We start from the raw sequence: 18,924 nt of genomic DNA, 5'->3' as shown, positions 1-18,924 counted from the left end.
TCGGCCGCTCGCGGTCCGAATGCGCGGAAAGCGGTCCGGAAGAGGCGAGTTCCCCTGTTATGCTTGTGTTTTCGCAGCTTGGGAGTTGTCGGCACGGTCGAACTATCGGGGACAGGCGCGGAGGTGGGGTATGCGGATCTATGCGGGTGTGCGCGAAACCGATGAGCGGCAACACGGTGGGCGAGATACGCCCGGCGCACGCCGGGCGGGCCGTCCGTCCGGCCGAACCGGTGATGCGGAGCCCGTCCCGTCTGGTTTGTCTGATTCAGGGCAATCGATGGGCGAACCCCCGCATCGTGAATTCGCGTGCCTGCTCGACACGGCAGGCCGAGGCGGTGGCGGGGGGATCGTCCTGCGCGGGCCGCGGGACCTGAACCGTTTGGCCTTCGGGTGCCGGGTGCGCGCCGACGAGGACTTCACCGCCACCCTCTGGACCCTGAGCACGGGGTCGGTGCTGGTCGCCCGGCTGCGCACCTCGGGCATCACCGCCGAGCGCGACAGCGCCGCCGCCCATGATCATTACGGCCAGTACCTGCAGTTGAGTCTGGTGATCGATGGCCGGGTCGCCCTCGAACAACGTGGCGCACACTCCGTCGCGGCATCGGGGCAGGCGTTCGCCGTCTGCCTCGACTCGCCGTTCCGGTCGGTGCTGTCGCGAGGTGAGGCCTGCGCCGTCGACGTGCTGCACCTGTACGTGTCGATGGGCGCGCTGACTGCCTGGGGTCTCGAGCCCGCCGCGGCGGGCGGTCAGGTGTGGGCGCTGTCCGGCGCCGCGGTGTCGGCACTGCTGTTCGCGCGCGATCTGGCTTGTGGCGCAACGAGTCCCGCGCATCTCGGCATCGCCGCCCGGATCGACGAGATCGTCTTCCGTTCGGCCGTGGTCGCGCTGCTGGAACGCGACCTGGCCGGGGCCGCGATCGAGATATCCACCGAGGACATGCTGCGTCGCCGCGCGATCGACGTCATCGACCGCGGTTTCACCGACCCGGCCATGAACCCCGACGCGGTGGCGCGACGACTGCACGTCAGCAGAAGGACACTGTTCCGCGCCTTCGAGCTGCAGGGCCTGTCCGTCGCCGGACTCATCCGCACCCGCAGACTGGTCGCCGCAGCGACCGCGCTCAGCGAAAGCTCACGCAGTATCCGCGAGATAGCCGAGACCTGCGGATTCCGCACGGCCGACCAGCTCTCCCGCGCATTCCGGGCCGAATACGGCGTGCCACCCGCCGCGTACCGCACCGCACGCCGCGCCGACACACTCACCGCCCGGTGTGCGCGCCAACCCTTCGTGCACACCACCAGAACCGCGTTCTGATGCGGCGACGCGCGGAGGTGTCAGACGCTGTAGCGCAGCGCCTGCTCCGAACGGCAGATGTCGTCGATACCCGCGACGATCTCCCGTAGCTGCTCCGACGGCAGGGCCGACGGACGCAGCCGACAGGTGAAGGTGATGAGGCCGTAGTCGGCGGGGGTCAGACCGCGGGCGGCGGCCTCGGCCCGCAGGTACGGCGAGCGCACACCGTAGGTCATCGCGGAGATGACGGTGAAGCACCCGGAGCGTTCGCGGTGCTCGGCGAACAGGTCGTGCAGGCCGTAGAAGACCGAACCGTAGTTGGCCAGCGGTGCGAACACGCCGACACGGTAGGCGGGGCCGCGCTCGGAGGAGTTGATGACGGTGTCGGCCAGGTACTCGGCATCACGCATGGTGAGCACCTTCGGCGCGAACATCAGCGCGCCCGCCGCCGCGTTGCGCACCGGCATACCGGCGCGCCCGCCCGCCGCCGAGGCGATGGCGCCCAACGACTTACGGGTGCGGGTGCCGACCTCGCGCCGCGCCCGCAGGCCACGGGTGGGCGCGGTGGGGTACAGGCTCGACCACTGGCCGAACCGGACCGCGCCGAGGGTGACCTGTCCGGTGCCGACGGGGCGGGTGACCTTCAGCGGCGCGGTGTCGACCCAGCGTCCCACCTGCAGCGCCGCGCTACCGGGGTTGGTGATCTCGGCGGTCGCGTGCTCGACGAAGGAATCGAAGTCGAGGAAGCGGTCGGCGTCGGTGGTGAGCCAGGTGTGGTCCTTGTCGACCTCGACCACATCGAGGGTGAGCGCGGTGATGATGCCCGCGCGCCCGCCCGCGCCGAGGATGCGCTGGAACCGCTCGGTGTGGTGGCCACGCCCGCAGGTGCCGATCCGGCCGTCGGGGTCGACGTACTCGAGGTCGACGATCTGATCGATGAACATGCCGTAGCGGTGCGAGGCGGTGCTCACGCCACCGACGGAGGCGAAACCGCCCGCGGTGATGTCGCGGTGGTCGCCGACCACGGGCAGGCCGAGGCCGTGCGCGCCGAGGCGCCGGTCGATCTCCGACAGCTTCGCGCCGGCCTGCACCCGCACCGTGCGCCGGCCGAGATTGATGTCGAGGACCGAGTTCATCTTGCGCAACGACAGCACGCCGCGCTGATCGGCAAGCCCGAACGAGGACTCTTCGGTCGGTTCGCCGCCACGTACCGTCAGACGTTCGGCTCGATCACGCGAATCACGCACGGTGCGAACGACATCCGCAGTGTCGGTGGGGAGATATTCTTCGGAGGTGACGGTATGCGGCGTGCCCATGACCGCATAGCTAACCACAGCGCGGCGATTCTGGCGACGGGTAGTTCCCACCTATTTCCCCGACGGCGGAAGTTGCTTGCTGAACAGGACTTTTCCGGTCGCGTCGCACAGGTCGACCGTCAATTCCCCGGTGCCGCCGTCGATGCGGACCTCGCCGAAATGCTGGTACTCGGGATCGAGCGGCGAGGTGTTCGGCGCCGGGGGCGCGTGCACGAAAACGGCCTCGGGTCCGAAGGTCGGGTCGAGTGGGTTGGGGCCGAAGGCGCCCGCGTTGAGCGGCCCGGAGACGAACTCCCAGAACTCGTCGAAGTCGGTGAAGTTCGCGCGCGTGGGCGAGTAGTGGTGCGCGGCGGTGTAGTGCACGTCGGCGGTGAGCCAGACGACGTCGCGCACCTTGTTCGCCTTGATCGCCGACAACACCCGGGCGATCTCGGATTCACGGCCCGACGGCGCGCCCGGCGCGGCATTGGCGACGCCTTCGAACGCGGTCTTGCCGTCGGGGACCACCACGCCGATGGGCAGATCGGCGGCGACGATCTTCCAACTGGCCGTGGACTGCTTCAAACCATCGATGAGCCATGCCGTCTGGGCCGCACCGAGCACCTGGCCCTGAGGTCCGGTGTTGGCGGTGTTGGCATCTTTGTAGGCGCGCATGTCGAGGACGAACACGTCGAGCAGCGGGCCGTAGGAGATCTTGCGGTAGAGCCGCCCGTCGACGGCCTCGCGCGGCTCGAGCGGCATCCACTCGTGGAACGCCTGCCAGGACCGGGTGGCGAGGGTGTCCATGTTGCGCTCGGTGTAACCCTTGTCGGCGGCGACGGTACCGCCGGGGGACCAGTTGTTGGTGGTCTCGTGGTCGTCCCACTGCACGATCTGGGCCACCGAGGCGTTGAAGCGGCGGTAGTTCTCGTCGGTGAGGTTGTAGGCGTAGTTGCCGCGGAACTGGTCGAGGGTCTCGGCGGGCTGGTTCTTGGCGTCGGCGGTGATATTGCGCCACACCCGGCCGTCGGGCAGCGTCACCGATTCCTTCAGCGCGTTGTCGGCGTAGATGACGTCACCGGAATGCAGGAACAGGTGCGGGTCGCGAGCGGCCATGGTCGCGAAGACCTTCATGCCGCCGACGTCGGGGTTGATACCGAAACCCTGGCCCGCCACGTCGCCGGACCACACCAGCGAGATGTCGGCGGGCGCGGTGGGGGCGGTGCGGAACACGCCGCTCAGCGTTTCCGAGGCGGCGCCGTCCTCGCCTTCGAGCCGTACCCGGTAGTGCACGAGATGGCCCGCGGGCAGGCCGTTCACCCGCACGCGGCCGGTGCCGTCGGAGGCGGGAGTGAGCAGCGGGCCGGTGAAACGTCGTACGTCGCTGAATTTCTCGGTGGCCGCCGTTTCGACGACCAGCGTGGCGGGACGATCCGAGCGGGCCCAGATCAGCGCGCCGTCGCTACGCGGGTCGCCGACCGCGATGCCGTGGGTGAGGGTCGGCCTGGCCCGCACCAACCCGGGGCCGTCACCGCAGGCGGCCAGCGCGGGGCCGGTGAGCAGACCGAGAGCGGAGGCGCGCAGCAGCGTGCGCCGGGACATCGGGAAGTCGACCATGTCCTGCACCGTGCCCGGACGAATCGAACGGGCGGTCGTGTGTACGGCAACAGCCGGTGAACGCTGCCGGACGGAAAGACTCACGTCCACCTGGGCGAAAGGACCTGTTCAGCGATCAAAGACCCACGGCGGCAGCGGTTTCGGGGTACCAGCGGGTGCACTCCGCACGGAGCGGGACCGCCGTCTGGAGTTGGCACAGGATGGCGACCCCGCCGAGGAACGAACGCAGTAAGGGTGTGTCGGCGGGGGGCATGGTGAGCTGGCGCAGGATGTTCGACAGGCTCAGGTCGGTGGCCAGGCGGACCTGCTCGCGCAACCAGTCCGCCGACAGCGGGTAGGTCGGGGACATGAGTGCTTCGCGAACAGGACGGAGACGCTCGGCGACGGTGGCGATGTCGAGGTCGCCGCCGGGGGCGACATAACCGTGGCGGCGCAGCGCGGCTTCGAGGTCGGCCACGGATTCGGCGACGACGGCGGCGCCCACGTCACCGGCGACGGTGAGGAATGCGGGCGTCCAGGGCGTGCACGCACCGAAGTCGACCACCCCGAGCCGCCCGTCGGGCATGCGCAGGAAGTTGCCGGGGTGCGGGTCGCCGTAGATGAGGGAGGCGCGCGCGGGCGCGGAGAACAGGAAGCGCAGGATGAGCACGCCCAGCCGGTCGAGTTCGGCCGGTTCGGCACGCGCGATCAAGCGCGACAGCGGGATTCCGTCGAGCCACTCGGTGACCAGCACGTCACCGCGCTGCGCGATCACCCGGCCGACCACCACGTCCGGGTCGTGGCGCAGGGCGGTGCGGAAGTGCTCGAGGTTGGCGGCTTCGCGGGCGTAGTCGAGTTCGGCGCCGATCTCCTCGCACAGAGCCTCGACCACCGGCCGGGTCTCCGCGCCCGGCAGCAAGGCGGTGAACAGCGGAGTTGCGCGGCGCAGGACACTCAGATCTGCCAGCACCGCTTGCCGCGCACCGGGGTACATGACTTTCACCGCCACCGGTGTGCCGTCGTGCCAGCGGGCCCGGTGCACCTGACCCACCGATGCGGCCGCCGCGGCGCGGTCGTCGAACTCGAGGAACAGCGAACGCCAGCGGGGGCCCAGATGGGTGGCGAGTTCGGCGTGGACGGCGGCGGGCAGCATGGCCGGGGCCGAATCGTGCAGGCGCGCAAGGGCTCGGCTGTACGGTTCGGCGAGATCGGGGGCGAGCCCGAGTTCGAGCAGGCCGAGCAACTGGCCGAGTTTGGCGACGCAGCCTTTGAGTTCGCCGAGCACCTGGAAGAGGTGTTCGGCGGTGCGGTGGCGGATCTCGCGCTCCACAGTGGCCGCATCGCGTCCGGCCGCCCGTCGGCCGATTCCCGCTACGCGTCTGCCCATATAGGCGACGGGCACCGCTGCCAGCCTGGTGCCCCGGGCAACCCGGCCGGTGGGCGGCGCCCCGTCGGGCTTGCGGCGGGGAAAACGCACGACACGACCCGCGTCGAATTCATCTGCGGCCATGTCCACCTCGCCCTCCCCGTCGACGGCCACGCGACCCACATCCTCGGCCCGCGTGTGCGGCACACGTTACCAACCGGTCGTGGTGGCGTCCGCACATCAGGACCTGTCGAGCAGGCGACTGCCCGAGCAGATACGCCTGCGTGCTCCGCTGCCAGGTTCCCGCGGGCTCAGCCGATCACGCTGCAGGCTGGACGCTGCCGAACCTGAGCGGCGAGCCGGGCTCAGCCAAATCGAGCGGCGGGCCGGGCGCTGCCGAATCGAGCGGCGGGGCCGGGCTCAGCCGAACCGGACCGCAGGCGGAACTGAGCCGAACTTGCGAGGCGGCTCAGCCGAGGGCGCCGAGCCGGTGCAGGCTCTGGTGGATCTCCCGGGTCCAATCCTGGTGTGCCAGCTGGGCGTAATCGACCCAGAACATACCGATCCCATCGCGGGTTCCACGGAGCAGGCCGCCTTGGATATCGGCTTCCAGGACCACCGCCATGCCCTGTTCGGCAGCGATGAAGGTGACCTCGAGCTGGTTCACCCGGGGGAAATGCGGGGAGCGGCCGAATTCGAGTTCCTGATAGAACGGCAGCCGCTGCGGTGTGCGGTTGACCCGGCCCGCCTCCACGTCCGTGCGCAGCAGCGGAAAACCCATGCGCCGCACCGCGTCGAGCACCACGTGCTGAGCGGGCAGCGCGCCGATGCCGATCGGATCGGTATCGGTGGAATCGACCGCACCGTGCAGATCGACCACGGTGCGCAGGGCAACCGCCGCGCCGGGCAGGTGGTGACCGTCGAAGAAGGTGATCGGGGTTTCCAGCGGAACAGGTGCGGCGAAACGGAATTCGGCGATCCGGCCGGCGCCGAGAGTGAACGGCCCGGTGACGGCGACGCGGCCGAACGCCTGATCGGCGACGCGCTCCTCACCGTCGGAGTATTCGCGCTCGACGCGGGTGATGAACTCGACGGCCACCTGCCCGACCGCCTGATCGACACGCCCACCGCGCAACCGGATGACACCCTCGACGAGACCGCCCGGTTGCACACCGGGAGTGAACAATTCGGTGTCGACCTCGGCGCCGCCGACGCCGGCTGCGGCCAGCATTTGCTTGAACATGTGACCAGTCTGGCCGACGGCCCTTACGAGATGCTTTTCAGGCGCGGTGCCGAGCCGGCCTGCGGCACAGGAGGATCGGCGTCAGCTGGCGGCGCGGTCGGGGATGCGGGTGGCCTCGATCTGGTGATCGGTGGGCTTCACACCCTTCTTGAGGCTGTGGGCATACACGTCGACGTATTCCTGACCGGTCAGGCGCATCAGCTCGTACATCACCTCGTCGGTGACGGCGCGCTCGACGAAACGGTTGCCGCTCATGCCCTCGTACCGCGAGAAGTCCAGCGGCGCACCGAACTTCAGCGTGACCCGGTGGCGGCGCCACTTGAACGGTCCGGGCGGGGACACCTTGTCGGTGCCGATCACCGCGACCGGGATGACCGGGACACCGGTCTCGAGCGCGAGGCGGGCCATGCCGGTCTTGCCCTTGTAGAGGCGACCGTCGGGGGAGCGGGTGCCCTCCGGGTACAGGCCGACCAGGCGGCCCTCGTCGAGCAGCTTCTTGGCCGCGTTGAGCGCGTCCTCGGCGGCGGTGGCGCCGCTGCGGTCGATCGGGTACTGGCCGGTGCCCGAGAAGAAGAACTTCTGCAGACGGCCCTTGAAGCCGGGGGTGGTGAAGTACTCCGCCTTGGCCAGGTAGTTGATGCGGCGCGGGCTCAGCAGCGGCGCGAACAACCAGTCGGCGAAGGAGAGGTGGTTACCCGCCATGATGGCCGGCCCGTCGGTCGGGATGTTCTCCACACCTTCCACAACGGGTCGGTTGTACAGGTGCATGAACGGTCCCACGAGTACGAACTTGAGCAGCCAGTAGAACATGGCGTCCTTTCCCCGGGGACCGGGATGGTCGTGTGCAGCCTCGTCGGAAAACGACTTTACCGCTGGTCGCAGGTCACAACCAACCAGGACGGTAGCCGACGGGCATGGGTGTGACCCTCATCTCCCGGTAGTACCCGCCAGCGGCGTTCCAATCGCCGCCCGGGCCAATTCGGCGGCTCCGATCATGCCCGCCGCCTCGCCGAGCTGGGTCGTGCGCAACCGGACGAGGGGGCGATGACCCGAGCCCGTGACGGCACTCGCGTAGTGCTCGCGGGCCTCGTCGAGGAACAGCGGCGCCGAACTGCTCACCCCGCCGGCGATCACCACGAGGTCGGGGTCGAAGATGTCGCTGACGAAGGCGAGCCCGAGGCCGAGCCAGCGCGCGAAGTCCGACATCACCCGTACCGCGAGCGGGTCACCGTCCTGGGCGGCACCGGCCACCCGTCGGCCGGTGAGCGAACCGGGATCACGGATCACATCGCGCGCGAGCACCGAACGCACGGGGTCGGTGGCGAGCATTTCGATCGCGGTGTCGGCCAGCGCGGTCCCGCTGCAATAGCGCTCCCAGCAGCCACGCTTGCCGCACGCGCAGGCGCGGCCGTCCGGGACCACCTGCAGGTGGCCGAGTTCGGGTGCGACGCCGTGGCTGCCACGGTAGAGCCGGCCGTCGATGAGCAGGGCCGCGCCGATGCCGGTGCCGATCGCTACGAGGACGACGGTGTGCCCGCCTGCCGCCGCGCCGAAGCGGTACTCGGCCCAGCCCGCCGCGTTGGCGTCGTGCTCGAGGATCACCGGCAGTTCCAGGCGGGTGGTGAGCCGCTGAGCCACCGGCGCGTCCTGCCAGGGCAGGTGCGGGGCGAACCGGACGGTGGTGCGGTCGGCGGAGATGAACCCGGCCACCGCGAGCCCGACCGCCGCGATGGGATGCCTGCGGGCCAGTTCGCGCACGGATCGGTCGATGGCGGCCTCGAGCGCGCGGGCCGAATGCGGTGTCGGCGCCTGCACGGTGTCGAGCACCTCACCGTCGGCGTCGACGACGGAGGCGCGGATATTCGTGCCGCCCACGTCGACTCCGACGGTCAGTGGGTGGGTACTCGCCTGGCTCATCCCCGGATCGTGACCGGAATATCGACATAACGCGAGCGCGGCGCGCGGGCGCCCGCAGGCGGCTCCTCGCCGTGGGCCGGACGTGTGCCGGAGCCCACGGTGAACTGTCCTGCGCCCGCCGTGGTTTCGTCCGCCGGTTCCGGGGTGATGTGCGGGGTGCGTGCGCTGAATTCGTCGACCCGGCGTGGGCGGGGGGTCGGCTGTTCACCGAGACCGGTGGCCCGAGAGGAATCCTTGGGCGTAGCGGACCCGTCCGACCGCGGCGAGGCGGGTCGATCACCACGCGTGCCGCTCGGCGCGTGCGGGTTCCGCTGATCGCCGTGCGTGGCACCGGCACCGCTCGTCGGCTGCGCCCCGGACGCTTCGTCGGCCGGCTGGTATCGCTGCGCCCCCGTGGCATTCGCGCGCGCGTGCCCGGGGTGGCCCGCGGCGTGATCGGCCCATTCCGGGGGCAGCACCGGCTCGACGGGGACGCCGGCGAGGGCTTCGCGCAGGACCGTCACCATCGAGGTGCCGTGTTCGGCGAGGGCGGCGACGACGTCGTGGTGGTCGCCGCGGACCAGGGCCGCGGCCGCGCACACCGGGCACCAGGCGCAGCCGCCGAGGTCGGCCGCGCCGTCGGCGGCGGTGCGGCGCAGCACCGGTTCGACGCGCGCGAGCAGCACCTCGGCGAGCAGGCGCAGTTCCTCGGCGAACTCGGCGAAACCGTCGTGGTGGCGGTCGGACTGCCTGTCACTGCTCATGTGCGCCTGGCCTTCGTGTAGTTCGGATCGGCGGGCCACACCTGCGGATCGGGCCGGAACCGGACAACGAGATGACCGTCGTCGAGCTCGGCGCCCGCCACCGTGCAGCGGCGAAGCACCGGCGCGAGGCGCACCCTGGTGCGCACCCCGTCAGCTCCCACGATCAGATCGTCCTCCACTCGGCCCAGCCGCAAGGTGCCGGGATCGACCACCGGCAGCCGCATCCGCATCGCGTACACGGAGTCGACGCCGGAGCCCGACTCCCATCGAACCATCGGTTCCCCTGATTCCGCAGCCCCGAGCGACGGGCGGGGCAGCGTGTCGACCGAATAGGAGAACGCGGACAGCGCGCTCAGCCCCACCGGTTCGGCGCCGGCGTGCTTGGCGACGACGATCGGGACATCGGTGAGCTGCTCGTGCAACCGCGCGACCACCTCGAGCTGTTCGGCGCGCCGATTCAGATACCAGTGCACCGCCGGGTGCGCGTTCTCACCGGGCGGCGGGACGGGGGCGAGCACCTTGTTCACCACCACCGCGTCCAACCGCAAGCCGAGCAGTGCCGCGGCCGACCGCACCCGCCGCGCCTCGGCCACCGCGACCTGCTCCGGTCCGGTGACCAGGCGGGCACTGGTGCGGGCGCGGTCGGCGAGCAGGTCACGCACCTGGGTCACCGCGTTCACCACCCGCTCCACGGCCGCGGCGAGTACCGCTTTGCGCAGGTCGGTGCCGATCGCGCTCATCGTGCGAGCATGCTTGGGCCAGAGCCGTTCCAGATAGTTGAGCAGGGTGTCGGGGGCGGTGACGATCCGCAGCATGTCGGCCGAGGGCGGACAGTCGACCACGATGACGTCCCAGTCGTTCTCCTCGGCGAACTGCCCGATCTCCACCAGCATGAGCAGTTCCTGCACCCCGGGCAGCCCGGTGAGCTCGGCGGGATCGAGTGCGGCCAGGTCGATGCCGTGATCATGGCCGCTGCCCTTGTCCAGCATCCGCACCACATCGCGGAACCGGTCCTCGAGCAGGGCGAGGGAATCGATCTCGATCACCTCGAGACCCGGCGCCACCCGGGCGACCCCGGCCACCGTGCCCGGATCGTGCGGGAAACGGAAACCCAGCGCGTCGCCGAGGGAATGCGCCTGGTCGAGCGAGGCGATGAGCACCCGCTCGCCGGCGCGCGCGTAGGACATGCCCGTCGCGCAGGCCAGTGTTGTCTTCCCGACCCCGCCCTTGCCGACGAACAGTTCGACGCGGGTGATGCCCGGGGCGCTCAGCCCTCGACCCGCTTCTTCAGTTCGTTCAGCGCCGTATCGGTGATCACCTTCTCGGCCTTGCGCTTGAACATGCCGATCATCGGGATGTTCAAGTCGACCGTGAGCTCGTAGGTCACCTCGGTGCTGCCGTCGGGACGGTCGAGCAGTTCGTAGCTGCCGTCCTGGGCTTTCTGCAGGTCCCCCTCGAGCAGGTGCCAGCTCACCGCCTTGCCGTCGGCTCGCCAGGTGTAGCTGAGGGTGTAGGCGTCTTTGACGACGCCCGCGTCGAGCACGAAACGCGCGGTCGAGGCGCGGCCCGCCGCATCGGTGCCGAGCACCTCGACCGATTTCGCCGCGGCCACCCATTCCGGGTAGGACTCCAGATCGGCGATAACGGCCATCACCTGCTGCGACGGCGCCTCGATGACGATCGATCTCTTGGTCCGGTCGGGGGCCATGGATTCCTTTCGTTACAGCGCCGAGGCGGGTGCGACGCCCGCGGGGCGGCCCGCTTCCAGCCGTGCCTTCAGTTCGAACGACATGTCCTTGCCCGCGACCCGCCGCGCACGGTTGGCGGCGGCCAGTGCCCGCGGCGTGAGCGGCTTGCTCGCGGTGGGCTCGGCGTGCAGGAAGTAGTGCAGGATCGCACCGTCGGCGACGGCCTCGAGCCACACCTCCATGGTGCCGGTCAGCGGGCCCGCGACCGTCCAGCGGATGCCCTTGTCGCCCCGGTCCTCCCGCACGTCGAGGTGCAGGTCGGGCCACCAGCGACGCCAATTGTTCGGGGCGCCGAGCACCTCGGCGATCGCGGCGGGCGGCGCGGCGAGAAAGGTCTGATCGGCGACCTGGATACTGCTCACCTCGCTGAGAGTAATGGACGCGCCACTGCGACAGTCCGGGGTGTCATCCGAGCAGTTGCCGCAGCCGGGCTCCCTGGCGATCCCAATGCCAGTTCCGCTGCACCCATTCGCGGCCCGCGGCACCCATGCGCGCGGCGTTGTCGCGGTCGGTGAGCAGCTCGACGATGGCATCGCTGATCTGCGGCAGCGAACGACCGTGCACCACCAGGCCGGTCTCGCCCTCGCGCACCGTCTCCGGCGCCCCGCCGGAATCGCCTGCCACCACCGGCACCCCGGTCGCGGATGCCTCGAGGAACACGATGCCGAGTCCCTCCACGTCCAGCCCGGCGCCACGGGTGCGGCACGGCATGGCGAACACATCGGCGATGGTGTGGTGGGCGGCGAGCTCACCGGAGGGGACGCGGCCGGTGAACACCACGCTGTCACCGAGGTCGAGGGCCTCGGCCAGGCCGCGCAACCGGGTCTCGTACGGTCCGCCGCCCGCGATGACCAGCACTGCGCCGTCGACCCGTTCCCTGATCTCGTTCATCGCGACGATGAGCATGTCCTGGCCCTTGCGTGGCACCAGCCGCGACAGACACAGGACGGTCGGTCGGTCGCCGAGGCCGTAGCGGGCGCGCAGCTCGGCGCGGGCGCCCGGGTCGGGGCGGAATTCGGACGGATCGACGCCAGGGGGCAGATGTTCCAGCGCCGCGCGCGGGCCGAAGGCCGAGGCGAACCGGCCTCGGGTGTACTTGCTGACGTAGGTGACCACATCGGTGTTCTCGCCGATCGTGCGCAGTACCTGTCGCGAACCGGGCAGCATCGACCAGCCGACCTCGTGCCCGTGGGTGCTGGCCAGGATGCGTTCGGCGCCCGCTCGCCGCAGTGCGGGCGCCATCGCGGCCAGTGGCGCGGCGGCACCGAACCAGACTGTGTCGCAATCGTTTTCGCGCAGCAGTGCACTTGCTCGTTTGATCACGGCCGGCGTGGGAAGCATGAGTGTGGTCGGGTGGCGGACCACGCGGAACTTTTGGGTGGCGTCGAACTTCTCGTGACTGTCACCGCGCCAGCGGGGGGCGTAGACGACGAGATCCTCGGGCGGCAGCTGCTGGGTCAGTGCCTGCAGATAGGACTGGATACCACCCGGCCGAGGTGGGAAATCGTTGGTAACCAGGAGAGTTCGGGCCATAGTGAACAACCTAATGTGTCGGTGCCTCGGCGAGGGGCGGCGGTCGGGCGAGGTGGCCGGTGGTCAGACAGCGTTGGCGCGCAGCCAGGAGCGCCAGCCGTCGAGCAGCTGGGATCGGGAGGCGCCGAGCACGGTGGTGAACGCCGCGTCCTGTGCGGCGGTCGACTGCGGGCCCTGCGCGAGCTGCCGGTACAGCTGGGTGAGCGCGCCGAGGCCGTGCTGCTCGGCGATGTAGGCGCACGCGCTCCACGCCGATTCGTAGGCGAGGGCGGCGTCGGTTCCGGTGAACTCGGCGTCGGTGACCAGGTCGGCAGGCAGCGTGCCCGCCCGTAATCGGGTGGTGAGTGTCGGAGCGATCTGCGAGAAGGTCTGACCGCTCGCGCGCTGGGCGACGTACTCGGCGAACCCCTCGAGCATCCACTGCGGCGCACCGTCGACGGTGACCGCGCGGGTGGCGACGTGGGTGAGTTCGTGGCGCAACAGGGTGGCCATGCCTTCGTCACCGACGCGGCGACGGGCATCGGGGTTGAACACGATGCGCTGCTCGGTCGGTTCGGTACCGGGCACGTAGGAGCCGGTCAACGACACCGCGGCCACGTCGGCGGTGGTCGACGCCCCCGCCCGGCGGGTCAACGCGGTGAACTCGGCGCTGTTGCTCGCGACCACGATGACCGGTGCCCGGTTCCACTCGGTGCCCCACACGGCGCCGACGTCGGCGATCGCGGGCGCGAGCTGGGCCTCGAGCACCTCGAGATCGGCTTCGTGTCCCGGATGGGCGACCACCAGCGCGGTGTCGGCGCCACCGGCCTCGACCTGACGCACCAGGATCGGGCCGAACGGCTGCACCTCGCGGCGCACCGGGGCCAGGCGCGGATCGTCGATACCGACGGTCGTGCCGAGCACCTCGGCCTGATCGGTAGCCAGCTGCAGCGGTCCGGCGTTGCGCGGCACCAGGATCAGGGCGACGCACGCCCCGGTGAGCAGGGTGACCGAGGCGAGCGTGAGACAGAATTCGAGTCGGCCACGCGCCGACAGCCAGGTGCGCACGTTCACGGCTTCAGTATCGCCGGGCCGAGTGATAGGGGGTGGTGCCGATGGGTGCGACGGCGACCGGCACACCGAAGGTGGAGGCGTGCACCATCATTCCGTTGCCCGCGTAGATCCCGACGTGCGAGATCTCCGGATAGAACAGCACCACGTCACCGGGCTGCAGATCTTCCTTGGCGACGGGCGTGCCGTAGCCGGCCTGCGCGGAACTGGTGCGCGGGACGTTCTTGCCGACCTGCTTGAAGGCCCACTGCACGAGACCGGAGCAGTCGAACTGGTCGGGGCCGGTGGCGCCCCACACGTACGGGTCGCCGACCCGGGTGAGGGCGGCGGCCAGCGCGCTCGTTCCACTGCCGGGAACGAGGCCCGCGAGCAGGCTGTCGCGATCGAAGCCGGGCGGGAAGGGGGAGCCGGCGAGCGTCGACTTGTCGCGGGCCGACAGCGCACCCCACGCCTCGACGACCTGTGTGGTCGCGGCCGCGAGATCGGCACGTTTGCGGTCGACATCGGCGCGCACGGCCTCGGCGGCGGCGGTCGCTGCGCGGGCGGCATCGGCGGCGGTGCGGGCGGTGGTCTCGGCGGCGGTCGCCGCGTCGGCGGCCTTCTTGAATTCGCGGACCGAGTCGGCGGTCTGCTGGGACAGCACGTCGAGGGTCGACATCTTGTCCAGCAGTTGCTGGGGGGAGTTGCTCGACAGCACGGCGAACATGCGGTCGGTGCGCGCGCCGGTGTAGGCGGCCACGGCGGCGCGATCGATCATCGGCTGGAACTTGCGCACCTCGGCACGGGCGGCGTCGGCGACGGCCGTCGCGGCGGCGAGCTTCGCGTCGACATCGCGCTGGACGGCCAGTTTCGCGTCGAGTTCGGTTTGCGCGGTGAGGGATTCCTGGTTGACCGCTTCGGCCTGCCGGGACAGGTCGACCATGCGGGCGATCGCGTCACCGGCGGTGGTGGGGAGGGCGACCGGGTCGGCCGCGGAGGGGCCGGCTACGGCGGCGGTGCATACCAGGACGGTCGCGGACAGGGCTCCGGCCAATCCACGCGCTGCGTGAAATCTCCGGTGTTGTGATCTCACAGTGCCCCGTGCCCCGTTCTCTCGATATCCGACGATGCAAGCGCCTTACCTGAACCCGGACTTCCCCGTCCGCCACGAAGGTCTCGATCAGATTACGGAACGGCGAGGGTTCGTGTCCAGTGGGGCACGAAAGGGTCACGGTGCGCCCTTCCCCGAGAACGACGCACCGTGCCGGCTGGATCAGAAGCGGCGCGCACCCGCGAACGGCATCGAGTCGAGCGACGCGACGTGCACCGGCGAACCCGAGGTGGCGGCGTGGACGACATTGCCGTCACCGGCGTAGAGGCCCGAGTGACCGCCGCCGTAGAACGACACCAGGTCGCCGGGGCGCAGGTCGCCGAGCGCGACCGGGGTGCCCGCGCCGAGCTGGGCGCCGCTGGTGCGGGGCAGCTCGACGCCCGCCTGGCGGTAGGCCCACTGGACCAGACCCGAGCAGTCGAAGGCGTCCGGGCCCGCGGCACCGTAGACGTAGGGGGAGCCGACCTTGCTCAGCGCGGCATCGAGGGCGATGTCGGCGGCGGTGGCGGTGGGCGCGGTGAACACGTGCGGCGCGGCCGGGGCCTCGATGCCGGGGATGCCCGCCGGGATCGGGATCTCGTTGGGCACCTCGAAGGTGCCGATGCCGGGCACGGTGACGGGCGTCGCCGACGCGGGAGCGGCCGGCAGGAGGAACGCGCCGATGGTGGCAGCGCCGACGGCTCCGGCGGCAACGGCACGCTGCGCCTGACGCTTGACGGTGTTGGTCGCCATGATGCGGTACTTCCAATCTGCCCCACGACGTCCCGTCCGTATGACGGGGCGGACTCCTCGCGCCGAGCCGTTGCGGCCTGGCGGACTCCGTGAGGTCTCGAAAAGGTTACGAACCAATCACGGTGGTTTGTAAAGTCGGACATGCGTCCTGGAAGGGAATTCGTCGATTCGACCGGAACGAACGTGCGACGTGAGTCACACCGAATCACGAAACGATAACGCCAGGTCGAAATTCTCGAGCGGGCCGACTGTCCCCCGGCGCGGCGTCGGGTCGGTGTGTCTGTGCGACACGCCGTGAATTCTCAGTGAAGTCCCAGGTTGGGCGAGCCTGGCGCCAAGGCGACCCGCCCGTTGACGTCCAGTCGACATGCCGGGCGCGCCGCCCGCCGTCGCGGTCGGAATCTGGAAACGTCACTTATCCGATCGTTTCGGCGGTAGTAATGCATAACTGCGATATCTGTGATGCCGGTCTCAATTGGGTTTGCTCGCGGTCATTTTGTTCGCATCGGTGCGAAATATTCGCGGCGAATGATCGGCATCGGGTCGGGCACCGGGCTCGCGGACCTGGTCCCGGTGGGTGGGACCGATCTTCGGCCGATTCAGCGAAACCCGTTGGGGCGGTTACGGTACGGTCGAATGTTCGCGGTTCGAAGGGGGAGAGGTGGCCGACGACCAGGTACTCACCGACATGCTGACGATGCTCGACCGCAGTCCGGGGGTGCTCGCGCTGCGCGTGTGCGTCATCGAGCTGCTGATCGAGCGGCAACGGTATGCCGACGCGCTTGCTCACTGTGGTGTCGCACTCGGGAACGAGCCCGGAAACGCGCAGGTCCTGGCGTTGATGACACGGTGCAGTACTGCGTTGAGTGGTGGATCGCCGGAACCGGCGCCCGCCGCCCCGCCCGCTGCCGTGCCGACCGGCTACGACTGGGCGGCCGCCGAGAGTCAGGTCGGCGACATCATCGCCCCCGCCTTCGTCGATGCTCCCACCGAGTTCGTCACCGACGACGACGCGGCCACTCTCGAACGCCCTCGCTTCGGCTTGGCCGATGTGGGTGGCATGGACGAGGTGAAGCGACAACTCGACCTCACCCTGCTCGGTCCGCTGCGCAACCCCGAGCTCGCCAAGGCGTTCGGCACCTCCGCCCGCGGCGGCCTGCTGCTCTACGGCCCGCCCGGCTGCGGCAAGACCTTCATCGCCTCGGCGGTGGCGGGGGAACTCGGCGCCAACTTCTACCCGATCGAGATCGCCGACATCCTCGACATCTACACCGGGTCGAGCGAGCGCAATGTGCACAGCATCTTCGAGATGGCCCGCCGTAACGCCCCGTGCGTGCTGTTCCTCGACGAGGTGGACGCGCTCGGACACAAGCGCAGCCAGATGCACGGCTCCTCGGCGATGCGCACGGTGGTGAACCAGTTGCTCACCGAGATGGATTCGGCGACGCACAGCAATGAGGGCGTGTTCGTGCTCGGCGCGACGAACCACCCGTGGGATGTGGATGTGGCGCTGCGCAGGCCGGGCCGGTTCGATCGGATGATCTTCGTCGGCCTGCCGGACGCGACCGCGCGCCGGTCGATCCTGCACTACCACTTGCGCGACCGCCCGATCGCCGGCATCGACCTCACTGCCCTCGCCGCGCACACCGAGGGCCTGTCCGGCGCCGACCTCGCCCACATCTGCACCTCGGCCACCCAGCTGGCGATGGCGGACTCGATGCGCACGGGTGAGGTGCGTCCCGTCGGCATGCCCGATGTGCGGGCCGCGCTCGCCCAGGTGCGGCCGAGTACCGGTGCCTGGTTCGAATCCGCCCGCAATGTGGTCGAATTCGCCAACGGCGACGGGAGCTATGACGATCTCGCCCGGTACCTGAAGCGCATCAAGCGCTGAACCGACACCGATGAGCGAACCGCGACTCGACCGGGCGGTCGTACTGGTCGAGTTGGACCGACTCGAGGCGGCCCGCGCCGAGCTGGCCGCCCTCCTGGCCGTCGAACCCGACAACGCCGATGCCCACGCACACGTCGCGCACACGTGGCTGAGGTCCGCGGATTTCGCCACCGCGAGCGCGGCGGCACGCACGGCGCTGCGCCACGACCCCGAGCACCTGTTCGCGTGGATCCTGCTCGCGCTCAGTGAACACGGATTGTTCGACCGGCTGACCGATACCGATCGGATCGCGGCGCTCGTCCATCAGGACGAGGCGGTGCGCGCGGCGTACACCTGCGTGGACCTGAACCCCTGGTCGGCCGAGTGTCACCGGGTACTCGCGGTCGTACTGGCGCCCCGGGACCGCGAGGCGGCGCTGGCCGCCGTCGACGTCGGCATCGAACTCGACCCGCAGGAACCCCTGCTCTACATCACGCGTGCCCGCGTGCTGTGGCACGGCGCCGAGGCCGACGCCCAGCGCGCCGCGGCGTTCCGTGCGGCACTCGAGCAGGCGTTGCGGCTGCTACCCGACAATGCCGAGGCCATGTATCTGCTCGGCGCGGACGCCGCGCGGTCGGGCAGGCGGGCGGATGCCGAGCGGTGGCTGTTGCGGGCCGCCGAACTCGAACCGGCCCACGGGCCCGCGGCGCGGGAACTGCTGCGGCAGGTACCCGATCCTTCCGGGTCGTTGCGAGACCCGGCGGTGCGCCGCGAGTACCTCGGAGGTCCGAGCGCCGGCGGTGCCAGACGATCGAGCTCAGGCGTGATCGCCGTACTCGTCTTCTTGTTCGTCGTCGGACTGGCCCGCGCTGTGTCGGGGGTCGACACCGACGACGCCTCGACCCGCCCCACCACAACCCTGCGCCCACCGCTCACCTACTACAAGCCGCAGCCGCTGCCCACCTTCCCCGAGTGGAGCCGCTACTTGACGGCCCGCCCCACCCCACCCCTCCCCGCCTGGCCACAGCACATGCCCCGCTGAACCCGCCACCCTTCACCGGGTGAACCTCCCGACGAGCACCGAGTCGCGCGCCCGAAGGCAGCCGAACAACATGCCGCACCCACAGTGTCAACCCTTCGCCGGGCACACTCGACGCAGCGTGCGTGACCTACCGCCCCCTCCCGAATCGCCACATCGTTGTCCTCGACGGCGGCGACCACACCTCGCGCGCCCTCGACCAGATCCACCCGGGTCATGCCCATGACCACCTTCCCGACCCCGCACATCCCGACCTCGAGGAGGGATCGCCGCGCAGCGGCGGTCGGCGGCCGTCCCGACGATCAGGTGCCGGTGCGTAGGCGACGAAGGAGCAAGCAACGGCGCCTGATCGTCGGTCTGGCGGCGTCGCCGCGCCCACGAGACGCTGATGCACCGGTGGGACGGTCA

The 18,924-nt window shown here is 70.1% G+C and carries 17 protein-coding genes; 3 read left to right on the top strand and 14 right to left on the bottom strand.

Annotated elements, in window-relative coordinates:
• The first annotated feature begins 277 nt into the window (after positions 1–277).
• Positions 278–1,315, top strand: a complete 1,038-nt coding sequence (locus tag AB0I19_RS26245) for a helix-turn-helix transcriptional regulator (protein WP_357152070.1) — start codon at positions 278–280, stop codon at positions 1,313–1,315.
• Between the two features lie 20 nt (positions 1,316–1,335).
• Here AB0I19_RS26245 and AB0I19_RS26240 read toward each other — a convergent pair whose 3' ends face one another.
• The 14 genes from AB0I19_RS26240 to AB0I19_RS26175 form a co-directional block, all read right to left on the bottom strand.
• A complete protein-coding gene (locus AB0I19_RS26240) occupies positions 1,336–2,610 on the bottom strand; it encodes an FAD-binding protein (RefSeq protein WP_357152068.1) in 1,275 nt (424 codons plus the stop codon).
• Between the two features lie 51 nt (positions 2,611–2,661).
• On the bottom strand, positions 2,662–4,206 hold the full coding sequence (locus tag AB0I19_RS26235; RefSeq protein ID WP_357152208.1) for an alkaline phosphatase D family protein: 1,545 nt from the start codon (positions 4,204–4,206) through the stop codon (positions 2,662–2,664).
• A gap of 115 nt (positions 4,207–4,321) precedes the next feature.
• Positions 4,322–5,725, bottom strand: coding sequence for an AarF/ABC1/UbiB kinase family protein (locus AB0I19_RS26230; protein ID WP_357152065.1), 1,404 nt, complete (start codon positions 5,723–5,725; stop codon positions 4,322–4,324).
• Between the two features lie 295 nt (positions 5,726–6,020).
• The gene (locus tag AB0I19_RS26225; protein ID WP_357152063.1) at positions 6,021–6,794 is read right to left on the bottom strand and encodes a sporulation protein; all 774 of its coding nucleotides are present in this window, start codon (positions 6,792–6,794) and stop codon (positions 6,021–6,023) included.
• Between the two features lie 81 nt (positions 6,795–6,875).
• Entirely contained in the window at positions 6,876–7,604 is a 729-nt protein-coding gene (locus tag AB0I19_RS26220; RefSeq protein WP_067495956.1) for a lysophospholipid acyltransferase family protein, read from the bottom strand.
• 117 nt (positions 7,605–7,721) lie between these two features.
• Positions 7,722–8,711 (bottom strand): ROK family protein, encoded by a 990-nt coding sequence (locus AB0I19_RS26215; RefSeq protein ID WP_067495953.1) that lies wholly within the window; start codon positions 8,709–8,711, stop codon positions 7,722–7,724.
• Positions 8,708–9,454, bottom strand: coding sequence for a hypothetical protein (locus AB0I19_RS26210; protein ID WP_357152060.1), 747 nt, complete (start codon positions 9,452–9,454; stop codon positions 8,708–8,710). The genes AB0I19_RS26215 and AB0I19_RS26210 overlap by 4 nt, the downstream gene beginning before the upstream one ends.
• Positions 9,451–10,695, bottom strand: coding sequence for an ArsA family ATPase (locus AB0I19_RS26205; protein WP_357152205.1), 1,245 nt, complete (start codon positions 10,693–10,695; stop codon positions 9,451–9,453). The genes AB0I19_RS26210 and AB0I19_RS26205 overlap by 4 nt, the downstream gene beginning before the upstream one ends.
• A 26-nt stretch (positions 10,696–10,721) precedes the next feature.
• The gene (locus AB0I19_RS26200) at positions 10,722–11,162 is read right to left on the bottom strand and encodes an SRPBCC family protein (protein ID WP_357152057.1); all 441 of its coding nucleotides are present in this window, start codon (positions 11,160–11,162) and stop codon (positions 10,722–10,724) included.
• A gap of 12 nt (positions 11,163–11,174) precedes the next feature.
• Positions 11,175–11,564 (bottom strand): polyketide cyclase / dehydrase and lipid transport, encoded by a 390-nt coding sequence (locus AB0I19_RS26195; protein WP_067642979.1) that lies wholly within the window; start codon positions 11,562–11,564, stop codon positions 11,175–11,177.
• Positions 11,565–11,607: 43 nt separating this feature from the next.
• A complete protein-coding gene (locus AB0I19_RS26190) occupies positions 11,608–12,735 on the bottom strand; it encodes a glycosyltransferase family 4 protein (protein WP_357152054.1) in 1,128 nt (375 codons plus the stop codon).
• Between the two features lie 63 nt (positions 12,736–12,798).
• A complete protein-coding gene (locus AB0I19_RS26185; RefSeq protein ID WP_357152051.1) occupies positions 12,799–13,788 on the bottom strand; it encodes a hypothetical protein in 990 nt (329 codons plus the stop codon).
• Between the two features lie 4 nt (positions 13,789–13,792).
• On the bottom strand, positions 13,793–14,818 hold the full coding sequence (locus AB0I19_RS26180; protein ID WP_357152049.1) for an NlpC/P60 family protein: 1,026 nt from the start codon (positions 14,816–14,818) through the stop codon (positions 13,793–13,795).
• Positions 14,819–15,037: 219 nt separating this feature from the next.
• Entirely contained in the window at positions 15,038–15,607 is a 570-nt protein-coding gene (locus AB0I19_RS26175; protein ID WP_067497378.1) for a C40 family peptidase, read from the bottom strand.
• A gap of 661 nt (positions 15,608–16,268) precedes the next feature.
• On the opposite strand from AB0I19_RS26175, the gene AB0I19_RS26170 reads away from it, so the two are divergent.
• A complete protein-coding gene (locus AB0I19_RS26170) occupies positions 16,269–17,498 on the top strand; it encodes an ATP-binding protein (protein ID WP_357152045.1) in 1,230 nt (409 codons plus the stop codon).
• Positions 17,499–17,508: 10 nt separating this feature from the next.
• Positions 17,509–18,519 (top strand): hypothetical protein, encoded by a 1,011-nt coding sequence (locus AB0I19_RS26165; RefSeq protein WP_357152043.1) that lies wholly within the window; start codon positions 17,509–17,511, stop codon positions 18,517–18,519.
• Positions 18,520–18,924: the final 405 nt, after the last annotated feature.

This window comes from Nocardia sp. NPDC050413 (genome assembly GCF_040655475.1).
GTDB classification, from domain to species: domain Bacteria; phylum Actinomycetota; class Actinomycetes; order Mycobacteriales; family Mycobacteriaceae; genus Nocardia; species Nocardia coubleae.
This window is presented reverse-complemented; position numbering and strand designations above follow the sequence as displayed.